This window comes from Pseudomonas guariconensis (assembly GCF_040822035.1).
In the GTDB taxonomy this organism is placed as follows: domain Bacteria; phylum Pseudomonadota; class Gammaproteobacteria; order Pseudomonadales; family Pseudomonadaceae; genus Aquipseudomonas; species Aquipseudomonas guariconensis.
The window spans coordinates 4167137-4181043 of the sequence record NZ_CP162012.1; the positions used below are offsets into that span (position 1 = coordinate 4167137).

Below are 13907 nucleotides of genomic sequence, written 5' to 3' on the forward strand. Positions count from 1 at the left end.
CTAGGGTTCAGCCTCGCCCGATCCCGGCGAACTTCCCTTGGGTGTGCTCGGCCAGCACCGCCGCCGCCAGCTCCACCTCAAGCCCGCGTCGCCCGGCGCTCACATGGATGCTCTCGAACTGCTGCGCAGAATCGTCGATGAAGGTACGCAGGCGCTTCTTCTGGCCCAGCGGGCTGATCCCACCCACCAGGTAGCCCGTGACACGCTGCGCCGCCACCGGGTCGGCCATCTCACACTTCTTCACCCCTGCCGCATGGGCCAACGCCTTCAAATCCAGCGTGCCTCCCACGGGCACCACTGCCACCAGCAATTCACCTTTTTCACTGCTGGCCAACAGGGTCTTGAACACCCGCTGCGGGTCGAGCCCTAGCTTCTCTGCGGCCTCCAAGCCGTAGGAGGCCGCCTTGGGGTCATGTTCGTAGCTGTGCACGCGGTGTTCGGCACGCGCCTTCTTCAAAAGATCGAGGGCGGGGGTCATGTACGGCTCCAGTCGATGGCAAGTCGCCGGCTACTTTAGGGCAAATCCCACAGAGCGACCAGCGAACCGAGCTCCACCGTGTCTGGCTCGCGGATTCACGCTTGATACAGGCAGTCAGATTGTGAATGACGGTTCACTTTCGACCTTTGACATCAGCGTTTCTTGTCTATATTTTTTCGTTTTTGAATAAATGGCGCCCTTTAAAGGTGCGTTTCCTACATTCGCCCGGGGTTTATGGGGATAGACACCGAGCCTTTTGTCGAGCGCCCAGTGCCTCACAACAACAAGAAACGAGGTTTCACATGACGACTGCTCTACGACAACCCACCCTTTCAAGCCAATGCTTGGCCGAGTTCCTCGGCACCGCCTTGCTCATCTTCTTCGGTACCGGTTGCGTCGCCGCTCTCAAGGTCGCGGGTGCCAGTTTCGGCCTCTGGGAGATCAGCATCATCTGGGGCATTGGCGTCAGCATGGCGATCTACCTCACCGCCGGCATTTCAGGGGCTCACTTGAACCCCGCCGTGAGCATTGCCTTGAGCCTGTTCGCCGATTTCGACAAGCGCAAACTGCCCTTCTACATCCTCGCCCAAGTCTGTGGCGCCTTCTGTGCCGCAGCGCTGGTCTACACGCTGTACAGCAACCTGTTCTTCGATTTCGAACAGACCCACGCGATGGTTCGTGGCAGCCAGGCCAGTCTGGAGCTGGCCTCGGTGTTCTCCACCTATCCACACCCGTCTCTGTCCATTGCCCAGGCCGTAGTGGTCGAAGTAGTGATTACCGCCATTCTCATGGCCGTGATCATGGCGCTGACCGACGACAACAACGGCTTGCCCCGAGGCGCCATGGCACCGCTCTTGATTGGCTTGCTGATCGCAGTGATCGGCAGCGCCATGGGCCCGCTCACCGGCTTTGCCATGAATCCGGCTCGGGATTTCGGGCCCAAGCTGATGGCCTTCCTGGCTGGCTGGGGCGAAATCGCCTTCACCGGCGGGCGTGACATCCCCTACTTTTTGGTTCCGGTGTTCGCACCGATCCTAGGCGCCTGCCTGGGCGCCGCCCTGTACCGGGGCCTGATCGCCCGCAATTTGCCGACGGTGCAACCCGCGAACCTACAAACAGACGATAATCCTCAGGGCAAGACCCAGGTCTCCTGATGCCGCCGCCGGGCCAATTGCCCGACCAGCCCTGACTTCCCCCAATTTTGTGCAAGGCCACCGACATGACAGATACCCAGGACAAGAACTACATCATCGCCCTGGACCAGGGCACCACCAGTTCGCGGGCCATCATCTTCGACCGCGACGCTAACGTGGTCGGCACCTCGCAGCGCGAGTTCGCCCAGCACTACCCCCAGGCTGGCTGGGTCGAGCACGACCCGATGGAAATCTTCGCCACCCAGAGCGCGACCATGGTCGAGGCGCTGGCCCAGGCTGGCATCAGCCATGCCCAGGTGGCCGCGCTGGGCATCACCAACCAGCGTGAAACCACTGTGGTCTGGGACAAGGAAACCGGCCGCCCCGTGTACAACGCCATCGTCTGGCAGTGCCGGCGCAGCACCGAGATCTGCGAGCAGCTCAAACGCGAAGGCCATGAGGCGTACATCCGCGAAACCACCGGGCTGGTCACCGACCCCTATTTCTCCGGCACCAAGCTCAAATGGATCCTCGACAACGTCGAAGGTGTCCGTGAGCGTGCCGAACGGGGCGAACTGCTGTTCGGCACCATCGATACCTGGCTGATCTGGAAATTCTCGGGCGGCAAGGTCCATGTCACCGATTACACCAACGCCTCGCGCACCCTGATGTTCAACATCCATACCCTGCAATGGGACGACCAACTGCTGCAGATCCTGGGTATTCCTCGCCAGATGCTGCCCCAGGTACGCCCATCGTCCGAGGTCTATGGTCACACCAAAAGCGGCATCGCCATTGCCGGTATCGCCGGCGACCAGCAATCGGCGCTGTTCGGCCAGATGTGCGTCGAGCCCGGTCAGGCCAAGAACACCTACGGCACGGGCTGCTTCCTGCTGATGAATACCGGCAAGCAGGCGGTGAAGTCGTCCCACGGCCTACTCACCACCATCGCCTGCGGCCCGCGGGGGGAAGTGGCCTATGCCCTGGAAGGCGCGGTGTTCAACGGCGGCTCCACCGTGCAGTGGCTGCGCGACGAGCTGAAGATCGTCAACGATGCCTATGACACCGAATACTTCGCCAGCAAGGTCAAGGACAGCAATGGCGTCTATCTGGTACCCGCCTTCACCGGCCTCGGCGCCCCCTATTGGGACCCCTATGCCCGTGGCGCGCTGTTCGGGCTGACCCGCGGTGTCAAGGTCGATCACATCATCCGGGCAGCCCTGGAATCGATCGCCTTCCAGACCCGCGACGTGCTCGATGCCATGCAGCAAGATTGCGGCCAGCGCCTGAGCGAACTGCGCGTCGATGGGGGCGCAGTGGCTAATAACTTCCTCATGCAGTTCCAGGCCGATATCCTCGGCACCTGCGTCGAACGACCGAAAATGCGCGAAACCACAGCCCTGGGCGCAGCCTACCTGGCAGGCCTGGCCTGTGGTTTCTGGAGCGGACTGGACGAACTGCGGGACAAGGCCATCATCGAGCGCGAGTTCAGCCCACAACTGGAAGAAGCGCAGAAAGAAAAGCTCTACAAAGGCTGGCAAAAGGCTGTGGAGCGCACCCGCGACTGGGAAGAGTAGGCTGCAAGCTGCAAGCTGCAAGCTGCAAGCTGCAAGCTGCAAGCTGCAAGCTGCAAGCCAAGCATAGGCACGTCGGCCAACCGAACGCTGCTTTTTCTTATGGCTTGTAACTTGTAGCTTGTAGCTTATAGCCGCCTTTGGTTTCATTGCAGAATTTGTCCGGCAGCCCCAAAGGACCGCCCATGAATCTGCCTCCCCGCCAACAACAAATCCTCGAACTGGTGCGCGAGCGCGGTTACGTCAGCATCGAAGAAATGGCGCAGCTGTTCGTCGTCACCCCACAAACCATCCGCCGTGACATCAACCAGCTCGCCGAGGGCAACCTGCTGCGACGCTACCACGGCGGCGCAGCCTACGATTCGAGCATCGAGAACACCGCCTACGCCATGCGTGCAGACCAGATGCGCGATGAGAAGCAACGCATCGCCGAAGCCGTGGCCCGGCAGATTCCCGATCATGCCTCACTGTTCATCAATATCGGCACGACCACCGAGTCGATCGCCCGCGCCCTGCTCAATCACAACCATCTCAAGGTCATCACCAACAACCTGCATGTGGCCGCGATACTCGGCGCCAAGGACGATTTCGAAGTCCTGGTGGCTGGCGGCACCGTGCGCCGCGACGGCGGGGTCGTGGGCCAGGCAAGCGTCGACTTCATCAACCAGTTCAAGGTCGACTTCGCCCTGGTCGGCATCAGTGGCATCGACGAAGATGGCAGCCTGCTCGATTTCGACTATCAGGAAGTACGGGTTTCCCAGGCGATCATCAACAATGCCCGTCAGGTCATCCTGGCTGCCGACTCGAGCAAGTTCGGCCGCAATGCCATGGTTCGCCTGGGTTCGATCAGCCTGGTCGACTGCCTGGTGACCGACCAGCCCCCAACCCCCGCCCTCACCCAATTGCTCAACCAGCACAAGATTCGCCTAGAAGTCGTCTGATCCGGGCGTCGGAATCCAGCAGATCCTGGGCTGCCTTGCAGCCCATTACAGGTCAGGTCCTCACCGGCCCACCCCCAGTGCTCGCATGCGCCGAATACGGCGCGTTCTATGTTCGCTATCGTTCATTTTCTTGTTCTCTGATCAGTTTTTTCTATAGAGACTGACTGGATAACGGCTATTCGTTGCGCTAGTATTTTCGAAAATGAACATCAATGTTCACTTTCGATGTGAACTGCGCCCCCAGGAGGCCTTGCCGTGTCCCAGCCCGCTTCGTCCCAGCCGCCCCTCGCCGATTGTTACGACCTCGCTGTGATCGGGGGAGGCATCAATGGCGTGGGCATCGCCGCCGACGCAGCGGGACGCGGCCTGAAGGTGTTCCTTTGCGAAAAAGACGACCTGGCCAGCCATACGTCCTCGGCCAGTAGCAAGTTGATTCATGGCGGCCTGCGCTACTTGGAGCACTATGAGTTCCGTCTGGTCCGTGAGGCCCTGGCAGAGCGCGAGGTGTTGCTGGCCAAGGCACCGCATATCGTCAAACCCATGCGTTTCGTCCTGCCCCACCGCCCACACCTGCGCCCAGCCTGGATGATCCGCGCGGGCCTGTTCCTCTACGATCACCTGGGCAAGCGCAAGCGCCTGGGGGCCTCTCGCAGCCTGCGCTTCGGCGCTGGCAATCCGCTCAAGCCCGTCATTACCCGAGGTTTCGAGTACGCCGATTGCGCCGTGGACGACGCGCGTCTGGTGGTGCTCAATGCCATGGCTGCCCGTGAAAAAGGCGCGCACATTCATACCCATACCCGCTGCCTGCGCGCAGAGCGCGTCGATGGGGTGTGGGAGGTGGCACTGCAACAGGCCGACGGCAGCCAGCGCACCATCCGCGCCCGCGCCTTGGTCAACGCCGCCGGGCCTTGGGTAGCCAGCTTCATCAAGGACGATCTCAAGCTCGACGCGCCTTACGGCATCCGCCTGATCCAGGGCAGCCACATCATCGTTCCGCGTCTGTACGAAGGCGAACACGCCTACATCCTGCAGAACGAAGACCAACGCATCGTCTTCGCCATCCCGTACCTGGATCGCTTCACCCTGATCGGCACCACCGACCGTGAGTACAGCGCCGACCCAGCCAAGGTAGCCATCACCGAGATGGAAACCGACTACTTGCTCAAGATCGTCAACGAGCATTTCAACCATCAGCTCAGCCGCGCCGATATCCTGCACACCTATTCCGGGGTACGCCCGCTGTGCAACGACGAATCCGACAATCCGTCGGCCGTCACCCGCGACTACACCTTGGCGCTGTCGGCCAGCGACGGCCAGGCACCTCTGCTGTCGGTCTTTGGCGGCAAGCTCACCACGTACCGTAAGCTGGCCGAATCGGCCATGGGCGAACTCAAGCCATTCTTCACCCAGATGCGTGATAGCTGGACGGCCACCGCCCCACTCCCAGGCGGTGAAAACATGACGACGGTTCAGGCGCTGGTCGATGCGGTATTGGCCCGCCACGGCTGGCTGCCGGTGGATATCGCCAAGCGTTGGGCAGTGACCTATGGCAGCCGGGTATGGCGCCTGATCGAAGGCGTGAGTGGGCCCGAGGACCTGGGCCAACCAATCGGTGGCGGCTTGTTCAGCCGTGAAGTGGACTATTTGATCGCCCAGGAATGGGCGGTGCAAGCCGATGACATCCTCTGGCGCCGGACCAAGCTGGGGCTGTTCACCAGCCCGGCTGAAAAGCAGGCACTGGCCGATTACCTGCACCGCGCCCACTCCAACCGAGCCGCCGAGCAGGCAGCCTGACCCTCAATCAAGCCCCCTGGCATGGCGCCCGCGCAGCCAGGGGGCTGACAGCCAGCCTATGGCTTGGCGCGCATGTAGACCTCCCGGGCCAGCGCCTTCACCAGCTCACGTTCGGCCCGGTTGAACTCATCAGCCATCTCCTTCAGCCGTCTTGCGTATTCCCCTTCTGTGATCTGGTCCGCAGCCAGCTTATCGTCGAGCGAATCCAGCTCTCCCCAAGACGCCTGATGCACCGCCTCGAAGCGCTGCGCGTAGTGTTCCCTGACGTAGTGCGCCCAGAACGGGCGTTGAGCGAGCGAGTCGATTAAGGCGTCATCATTTTCCAGCGAGAGCACCCGCGCTTGAGCGATTTCCACGTCGTGCTTGGTAAGCCTGGAAAAACGCCCGAAATGCATCCAGTCCTTCTGCAGCGGCAGACCGATCCATTCATAGAGCGCGACCCGGTAAGCCAGCTCCGTCTCAACCGGATCCACCACACCCGTCTCTTGCCCCAGGGCAAGTTGCATTTCCCGTTCAGACTCCAGCCGGGCGACGTGTTCCGTGGCGATCTGGTCGATCTCATCCAGTCGGAAAAATGGACGTGCCAGGCCAAGCAAGGTGCTTTCCACCTGATCCTTCGCAACGCCGAGAATGGCCTGTTCGGCAAGCACGGCCTCTTCGGCGTGACGCAGCGTCAGCAACAATCTGTCATCACAGCCGCGGGGGCCATCCATCATCATGAACAGCCGCTGGCGCAAGGGCTCACGCTCGGCACACGCTTGCAGCAATGACCAGATGCGGGCGCGAAAGCGCTGCGGATTCCTCGTGAAATCCCGCGAGCTGGCAAAGTCAGCCAGAAACTGGAACAACGATGCCGAACCAGGCTCCTCCTGCAACGTCTCCCAGAGTGCCTGCCTGCGCAGGCTCTGTTCATCCGCTCCCTCATCCAGCCACCGCGCGCGCAGCGAAGCGTCGACGACAGCATGCTGGTAACCGGGATTCTCCTGGACATCCTCGCCCGCGATCGCCCTCACCGGCGCCAACGACACATCGCCCGAGCTGGAGGACCCTTCGCTGCCGCTGTGCGAGGGCGGATTATCGTGCAGCAGCACCCGCTCGAGTCGGTGGCGAAGCCTGTGGTTGTCACGCTGCAGCAACTGAATACGATTGCTGCGCAAATCCACCAGTGCAGCCAGTGGGAGTCGCTCCGGCAACGCCATCAACCCCGTCGCCCGCAAGCGCATCTCGCGCAGGTGGCGCAGGTGGCTCAGGTCCGGCGCGCGGCCGAGTTCGCCATTATGGCTGAGGTTGAGATGCTGAAGGCGCGCCAGGCCGCGCAGACAGTGTTCCCCGGCTTCATCCATGACGATGTGATTACGCGACAGATCGAGCCACCTGAGCTGCCCAAGGTATTCCAGGCCCTGAGGCACGCGGCCAAGGCGGTTACCCCTCAGATCGAGCTCACGCACATTGGCGAAGCGGTGCAGAAAATCCGCCTCGATGTCGGACAGTTCCATGTTGCGCAGAACCAGCCGCTCGACGTGATCGAACCTCACCCCTTCAGGCAAGGTCGGTAGCCCGCCGACCCGCTCTCCGTCGATCACCAGGACGTAGGAGCCATCTTCATTGACGATCTTGCGTCGCCAGCTACGCCTGATCTGGTCGGCGACCCGACGACGACGCAGACGAGTGAACAGCCCGCTGGCCTCGTTGCGCCAAGCCTCCAGCCCCGTGCGCAACTGCTCCAGATGCAGCGACAACATCGAAAAGTGCTCGTACAACCCCAAATGACGGGTGCGCAGCTCACGAATGTAGGCATCGAGCTGCAGGGCGCTCAACGTCGGGAAAATCCGATGGATGCCTCGCACGATGGCCGATCCATCGACAGCCCCTCTTCCGCTGAGCGCATACCCCGCCTGCCCATCGCCGAAGCGCAGCGGGGCACGTAGGGCCTTCGCATCGCCCATACCAAGGCACTTGGCAACCCGATCACGCGACTCGCTGGCATACGCTGCCAAGCGATTTTCCAGGGCGTCGACCTGCTTTCCCGCAATACCCAACGTACGTTTTTGCCCGTCGCTCAACAGGCCGAACAACAACGACATCAAATCCTGCTCGCCTTTGTGCCCCTGGAGCGCGTATCGATTACCTGAACGGATGATCGACCTCCGCCTGGCAGCCTGCGCCTTGCCCTGTTTGGCCAGCAGCGGTCCCTCGATCGAGCCTTCGCGAATCTCGATCCGCAAATCCGCAGGCCAGGGCGCCAGCAACTCGATCAACTCAAGCGCCAGACGCTGGGTGTCGGCATTGGTCGCCCTGAACAGGCGCAGCCCGGCGCAGGCGCGGTCGAGACGGCTCTCGCGCAGATACCATCGAGCACGTTCGGCCAATGCCAACGGCACTCGCTCGCTGCTCTCCAGGCGGGTGATTTCGGCGCCAGTGGCCTGGGCACAGATTTCCCGCGCACAACGAAGCGACAACCCCGGAAAATCCCGCAGCAATTTGCTTTGCGCTGGACCGGCCATGGGTTCGCGCTCCTTGAACAGCGCCTCGAGCTCAGCGCCCCCCAGATGAGCATGCTGCTGATGCAGTTGATGACGCTCCAGCGCATCGAGCAATCGCGCAGGCGCCCCCTGGTTTTCGAGGTGCAATCGGCGTATCTGCGCCTCGCTGTAACCGGTCGCCTGCAACAAATGCTTTGCCGTTTCATCGGAAAGGTCAGACAAGCGCCCGCTCAGCCGCCGAACCAAGGTACCGGCACCGCTCCAGGTCCGCGGCTGCTCGAATTCGTGGCGCCAGCCCCCTGCTCCGTTGTCTTCTATACGCGGCGTGTACATATCAGCACGCGTGGGATGACGCAGGCGCCCGCCACGCTCGGTCTGCAGCCGGTAGAGCTGATTGTCGTCATGCAGCAACCATTGTTCTTGCGGGGTTTGAGCATTGTGGCTGGCGGGGTCTAGCCGGTAACCCTCGAGCGAGCCGTCGAACAGCTTCACCTTGCCCTGACGGGTGCGAACCAGGCTGAGCTTATCGATGAATGCCACTGGCTTGAGCGCCTTTACCGCCACCGATACCCCTTTAGCCAGCAGCGCTCCAGCGACCATGCTCTCGGCCACCCCAAACACATGGGCGATAGCTCCCTGACGATCGCCCAGGTTCCAATCCTCGTAACCTTCAAAGAACTCGCTGGCGATCTGCACCAGGGCCACAGGCAGCAATGCCTCCCCCAATACCGGAACGAACAGCGAAGCGATATTGAGTACATTCAGGCCCAAGGACTCGTAACCGCTTAGCCGTTCGTTACGATCGTTTTCGTCTTCCTGACCTGTCGGCACAGCGAGCACACGTGCATCGTCGAAAATCTTGTCTATCTGCGAGTCAGCCAGAAAGACTCTCAACCGCTCTCCTATCGATTTGTCCTTTTTTGCAATGATCGGCTTATGTCCGCCGGTCAATGTCGCCAACCGTTCGTGCGTCCAGCCCTTGGACTGCTCGGCCAGACGGGTGAAGAACTTGACGCGGTCGGCCTCGCTGACGAATCGGGCAAAAAACTGCCGATAACGACGGCTGACCAAACGCCTGGCCAGCCCGTCGTAGACTGCCTGCCAGGAATCAAAACGCTTCACCGGACAATCCGGATCATTGGGCACCCAGACGATCACACCTTGCAACGCCCCACCATCAGCCGCACTGGCCGCTGCGCAGACCACGCCATGAACGGGTACGCCCAATATATACAGGTGCCGAAGCTCCACGTTGGACGAGGTTGCCGGCACGATTGACGGAAACGCCATCAAGGCCAGCATGCACTGGAAGCTGTCCTCATCCAGCTCGCCCTTGAGCTGCGCCGAGCGCACGGCGACCTCAAGGTGCGCCTGCTGGTTCTCCTGGAACAGGCGATACACGGCCTCAGCGCCGTCTTTGGGTTTGAGAACCGCCTTGAGTTTTTCCTGGTACTTCGCGCCGATGTCCAGCTCTCGGCAGCGCCCGGCAAAGGCATGAAACCCCAAGGCCATCCGCTTACCCGAACGCGTGCGCAGATACCCTTTGCGAGTGTCGGAAGGCCGGGTCTCGACCAGATGAAAGTTGTGCAGCGCAGCGGCCAATAGGCTTTGTGTCGATGATGGAACGAACTGGCGCGTCGAAAGTATTAAAGCAAAGGACGGCATGACCGGACGCCGCCAGATACACACCTGGCTGTGCCTGACGTCAGGAGCCGCTTCACCCAGTTGCACCAGCTTTTCACGTAAAAGCGGCTCGGCGAACGCCTCGATCGAAGGAATCTGCGCCAGCACCGGGCGCAAGGCGGCTACCGCACGCTCTTGCCTGAGCAATGCCTTGTGAAACGCACGCAGGCGATCGATACAGTGCAGGTGGCCGTCCTCACGGCGCAACCAGCTTGGCATCTGTTGCGCGAACAAGGTGTCGATGGAGTCGTCAGATGGAGCGGAATCAGGCATGTGCAATCTCGAGCAGTTGAAAAGCTCGATCTCATCAATTGCTTGCCCCGGTGGCGCAGTACCGGGGTACTACCCAGGCCCCTCATTCGGATTTCCGAACACGCAGAGGGTATTCATTCGGAAATCCGCACATCTGCTCTGGCAAAAAACGGTAAAAAAAAGCCTCAAAACCAGTAATTTCGCGGCGATATGATCGACAGCAGGGCTTGGCACGACTCATGCTCTACACTTGGTAGCCGAATGCACCACGTTTGCTGCTGTATTCGTGGAACGAAGAGTCCGCCAACGGCTCCATAAAAAAAACAAACACGTCGAGGAAAATTTGATGCGCATCGTTCGTCAATTGCTGGGCGCCGCCATCGCGGCCGCTGTCATCGCATCGCCTGTCATGGCCGAAGAACTGACCGGCACCCTGAAGAAGATCAAGGATTCGGGCACCATCACCCTGGGCCACCGCGACTCCTCCATTCCATTTTCCTACCTGGCCGGCAAGCCAGAGCCTGTGGGCTATTCCCACGACATCCAGCTGGCCGTCGTCGATGCGCTGAAAAAGCAACTGGGTACGGACATCAAGGTCCGCTACAACCTGGTCACCTCCCAGACCCGCATCCCGCTGGTGCAGAACGGCACCGTGGACCTTGAATGCGGCTCCACCACCAACAACGTCGAGCGCCAGCAGCAGGTCGGCTTCTCGGTCGGCATCTTCGAAGTCGGCACCCGCCTGCTGACCAAGGTCAAGGACGGTCAGCCAGCCTACAAGGACTTCCCGGACCTGGCCGGCAAGAACGTGGTGACCACCGCCGGTACCACCTCCGAACGCATCCTCAAGGCGATGAACGCCGACAAGCAGATGAAGATGAACGTGATCTCCGCAAAAGACCACGGCGAAGCCTTCAACATGCTCGAAAGCGGCCGCGCCGTGGCCTTCATGATGGACGACGCCCTGCTCGCCGGCGAAATGGCCAAGGCGCGCAAACCTGCCGACTGGGTCATCACCGGCACCCCGCAGTCCTACGAGATCTACGGCTGCATGGTGCGCAAGGGTGACGACGCCTTCAAGAAAGCGGTCGATGACGCCATCGTGGCGTACTTCAAGTCTGGCGCGGTCAACAAGAGCTACGAGAAGTGGTTCCAGCAGCCGATTCCGCCAAAAGGCCTGAACCTGAACTTCCCGATGAGCGAAGAGCTGAAAAAGCTGATCGCCGAGCCGACCGACAAGGCGGCGGACGAGAAGAAGTCCTGATCCCCAGCCAGTGGCCTACTGCTCGACCCGAGCAGCAATCAACCCGACAGGCCACTCATTAGTGTCTAACCTTTCAACCGAGGGCGCTCGCCGCCCTCGGTTGCTCGAAGGTGCCCGTGAAACAACCGTCTGAGGGGAAATCCCGATGAATTACAACTGGGACTGGGGCGTATTCTTCAAGTCCACCGGCGTGGGCAGCGAAACCTACCTGGACTGGTATATCACCGGTCTGGGCTGGACCATCGCCATTGCCGTGACCGCCTGGATCATCGCCTTGCTGCTGGGCTCGCTGCTCGGCGTGATGCGCACCGTGCCGAACCGTGTGGTATCGGGGATCGCCACCGCCTATGTGGAACTGTTCCGCAACGTGCCGCTGTTGGTGCAGCTGTTCATCTGGTACTTCCTGGTGCCGGACCTGCTGCCTGAAGGGCTGCAGGAGTGGTTCAAGCAAGACCTCAACCCGACCACCTCCGCCCTCATCAGCGTGGTCATCTGCCTGGGCCTGTTCACCGCCGCGCGGGTCTGCGAGCAGGTACGCACCGGCATCCAGGCCCTGCCTCGCGGTCAGGAATCGGCTGGCCGGGCGCTGGGCTTCAGCCTGCCGCAGATCTACATGAACGTGCTGCTGCCCCAGGCCTACCGGATCATCATCCCGCCGCTCACCTCGGAATTTTTGAACGTGTTCAAGAACTCCTCCGTGGCGTCGCTGATCGGCCTGATGGAACTGCTGGCCCAGACCAAGCAGACCGCCGAGTTCTCCGCGAACCTGTTCGAAGCATTCACGCTGGCCACCTTGATCTACTTCACCCTGAACATGGGGCTGATGCTGTTCATGCGTTTCATCGAGAAGAAAGTCTCGGTACCTGGCCTGATCTCCGTGGGGGGCAAGTAAATGGACATGGATTTCAGCGAAATCATCCCCGCCCTGCCGGCCCTCTGGGAAGGCATGGTGATGACCCTGCAACTGATGGTCATGGGCGTGGTCGGCGGTATCGTGCTGGGTACGATCCTGGCGCTGATGCGCCTGTCATCGAGCAAGCTGCTGTCGAATCTGGCCGGCGCCTACGTCAACTACTTCCGCTCCATCCCGCTGCTGCTGGTGATCACCTGGTTCTACCTGGCAGTCCCGTTCGTGCTGCGCTGGATCACCGGCGAGGACACCCCGGTCGGCGCCTTCACCTCCTGTGTGGTGGCGTTCATGATGTTCGAGGCCGCCTACTTCTGCGAGATCGTGCGGGCCGGCGTGCAGTCGATCTCCAAGGGCCAGATGGGCGCCGCGCAGGCACTGGGCATGACCTACGGCCAGACCATGCGCCTGATCATCCTGCCCCAGGCGTTTCGCAAGATGACCCCCCTGCTGCTGCAGCAGAGCATCATCCTGTTCCAGGACACCTCGCTGGTCTACACCGTGGGCCTGGTGGATTTCCTCAACTCGGCACGCTCCAACGGCGACATCATCGGGCGCTCCCATGAGTTCCTGATCTTCGCCGGGGTCGTGTACTTCCTCATCAGCTTCTCCGCTTCGTGGCTGGTCAAGCGCCTGCAAAAAAGGATCACCGTATGATTTCCATCAAGAACGTCAACAAGTGGTACGGGGACTTCCAGGTGCTGACCGACTGCAGCACCGAGGTCAAGAAAGGTGAAGTGGTGGTGGTCTGCGGGCCATCCGGCTCGGGCAAGTCCACGCTGATCAAGTGCGTCAATGCCCTGGAGCCCTTCCAGAAGGGTGACATCGTGGTCGACGGCACCTCCATCGCCGACCCGAAGACCAACCTGCCCAAGCTGCGTTCGCGCGTCGGCATGGTGTTCCAGCACTTCGAGCTGTTCCCGCACCTGTCGATCACCGAGAACCTGACCATCGCCCAGCGCAAGGTTCTGGGCCGCAGCGAGGCCGAAGCCACCAAGAAAGGTCTGGCCCTGCTCGACCGCGTAGGCCTGGGCGCGCACGCCAAGAAGCATCCTGGCCAGCTCTCCGGCGGCCAGCAGCAGCGTGTGGCGATCGCCCGTGCGCTGTCGATGGACCCGATCGTCATGCTGTTCGACGAACCGACCTCGGCGCTGGATCCGGAAATGGTCAACGAGGTGCTGGACGTGATGGTCGAACTGGCCCATGAAGGCATGACCATGATGTGCGTGACCCACGAGATGGGCTTCGCTCGCAAGGTGGCCAACCGGGTGATCTTCATGGACAAGGGCAGCATCATCGAGGACTGCCAGAAGGAAGACTTCTTCGGCAACCCCGAAGGCCGCCACGAGCGCACCCAGCACTTCCTCAGCAAGATCCTGCAGCACTGAGTCGGCCATG

At 61.2% G+C, this 13907-nt stretch carries 10 protein-coding genes; 8 read left to right on the forward strand and 2 right to left on the reverse strand.

Annotated elements, in window-relative coordinates:
* Window positions 1–7: 7 nt before the first annotated feature.
* Complete coding sequence (ybaK, locus tag AB1N67_RS19345; RefSeq protein WP_043206515.1) at window positions 8–478, reverse strand: Cys-tRNA(Pro) deacylase; 471 nt, start codon at window positions 476–478, stop codon at window positions 8–10.
* 302 nt (window positions 479–780) lie between these two features.
* On the opposite strand from ybaK, the gene AB1N67_RS19350 reads away from it, so the two are divergent.
* From AB1N67_RS19350 to glpD, 4 genes are all read left to right on the forward strand, one after another.
* Window positions 781–1632: an MIP/aquaporin family protein gene (locus AB1N67_RS19350; protein WP_102081830.1), complete on the forward strand. Its 852-nt coding sequence runs from the start codon at window positions 781–783 to the stop codon at window positions 1630–1632.
* A 65-nt stretch (window positions 1633–1697) separates the two neighbouring features.
* The gene (gene glpK, locus AB1N67_RS19355) at window positions 1698–3188 is read left to right on the forward strand and encodes a glycerol kinase GlpK (protein WP_043206513.1); all 1491 of its coding nucleotides are present in this window, start codon (window positions 1698–1700) and stop codon (window positions 3186–3188) included.
* A 182-nt stretch (window positions 3189–3370) separates the two neighbouring features.
* Window positions 3371–4126: a DNA-binding transcriptional repressor GlpR gene (gene glpR, locus AB1N67_RS19360; protein ID WP_043206512.1), complete on the forward strand. Its 756-nt coding sequence runs from the start codon at window positions 3371–3373 to the stop codon at window positions 4124–4126.
* Window positions 4127–4381: 255 nt separating this feature from the next.
* A complete protein-coding gene (glpD, locus tag AB1N67_RS19365) occupies window positions 4382–5920 on the forward strand; it encodes a glycerol-3-phosphate dehydrogenase (RefSeq protein WP_102081828.1) in 1539 nt (512 codons plus the stop codon).
* A 56-nt stretch (window positions 5921–5976) separates the two neighbouring features.
* Here glpD and AB1N67_RS19370 read toward each other — a convergent pair whose 3' ends face one another.
* A complete protein-coding gene (locus tag AB1N67_RS19370) occupies window positions 5977–10194 on the reverse strand; it encodes an NEL-type E3 ubiquitin ligase domain-containing protein (protein ID WP_367863877.1) in 4218 nt (1405 codons plus the stop codon).
* A gap of 490 nt (window positions 10195–10684) precedes the next feature.
* Between AB1N67_RS19370 and AB1N67_RS19375 the strand changes: the two genes are divergently transcribed.
* The 4 genes from AB1N67_RS19375 to AB1N67_RS19390 all read left to right on the forward strand — a co-directional run bounded on the left by AB1N67_RS19375 (window position 10685) and on the right by AB1N67_RS19390 (window position 13897).
* Window positions 10685–11602, forward strand: coding sequence for a glutamate/aspartate ABC transporter substrate-binding protein (locus tag AB1N67_RS19375; protein WP_043206509.1), 918 nt, complete (start codon window positions 10685–10687; stop codon window positions 11600–11602).
* A 145-nt stretch (window positions 11603–11747) separates the two neighbouring features.
* A complete protein-coding gene (locus AB1N67_RS19380; protein WP_043206508.1) occupies window positions 11748–12494 on the forward strand; it encodes an amino acid ABC transporter permease in 747 nt (248 codons plus the stop codon).
* A complete protein-coding gene (locus AB1N67_RS19385) occupies window positions 12495–13166 on the forward strand; it encodes an amino acid ABC transporter permease (protein ID WP_043206507.1) in 672 nt (223 codons plus the stop codon). It abuts the gene before it with no gap.
* Complete coding sequence (locus AB1N67_RS19390) at window positions 13163–13897, forward strand: amino acid ABC transporter ATP-binding protein (RefSeq protein WP_043206506.1); 735 nt, start codon at window positions 13163–13165, stop codon at window positions 13895–13897. The genes AB1N67_RS19385 and AB1N67_RS19390 overlap by 4 nt, the downstream gene beginning before the upstream one ends.
* Window positions 13898–13907: the final 10 nt, after the last annotated feature.

What these genes read in the sequence shown, in the direction of transcription:
- ybaK (WP_043206515.1), bottom strand. Translation starts at nt 478, where the DNA reads ATGACCCCCGCCCTCGATCTTTTGAAGAAGGCGCGTGCCGAACACCGC.
- AB1N67_RS19350 (WP_102081830.1), top strand. Translation starts at nt 781, where the DNA reads ATGACGACTGCTCTACGACAACCCACCCTTTCAAGCCAATGCTTGGCC.
- glpK (WP_043206513.1), top strand. Translation starts at nt 1,698, where the DNA reads ATGACAGATACCCAGGACAAGAACTACATCATCGCCCTGGACCAGGGC.
- glpR (WP_043206512.1), top strand. Translation starts at nt 3,371, where the DNA reads ATGAATCTGCCTCCCCGCCAACAACAAATCCTCGAACTGGTGCGCGAG.
- AB1N67_RS19375 (WP_043206509.1), top strand. Translation starts at nt 10,685, where the DNA reads ATGCGCATCGTTCGTCAATTGCTGGGCGCCGCCATCGCGGCCGCTGTC.
- AB1N67_RS19380 (WP_043206508.1), top strand. Translation starts at nt 11,748, where the DNA reads ATGAATTACAACTGGGACTGGGGCGTATTCTTCAAGTCCACCGGCGTG.
- AB1N67_RS19385 (WP_043206507.1), top strand. Translation starts at nt 12,495, where the DNA reads ATGGACATGGATTTCAGCGAAATCATCCCCGCCCTGCCGGCCCTCTGG.
- AB1N67_RS19390 (WP_043206506.1), top strand. Translation starts at nt 13,163, where the DNA reads ATGATTTCCATCAAGAACGTCAACAAGTGGTACGGGGACTTCCAGGTG.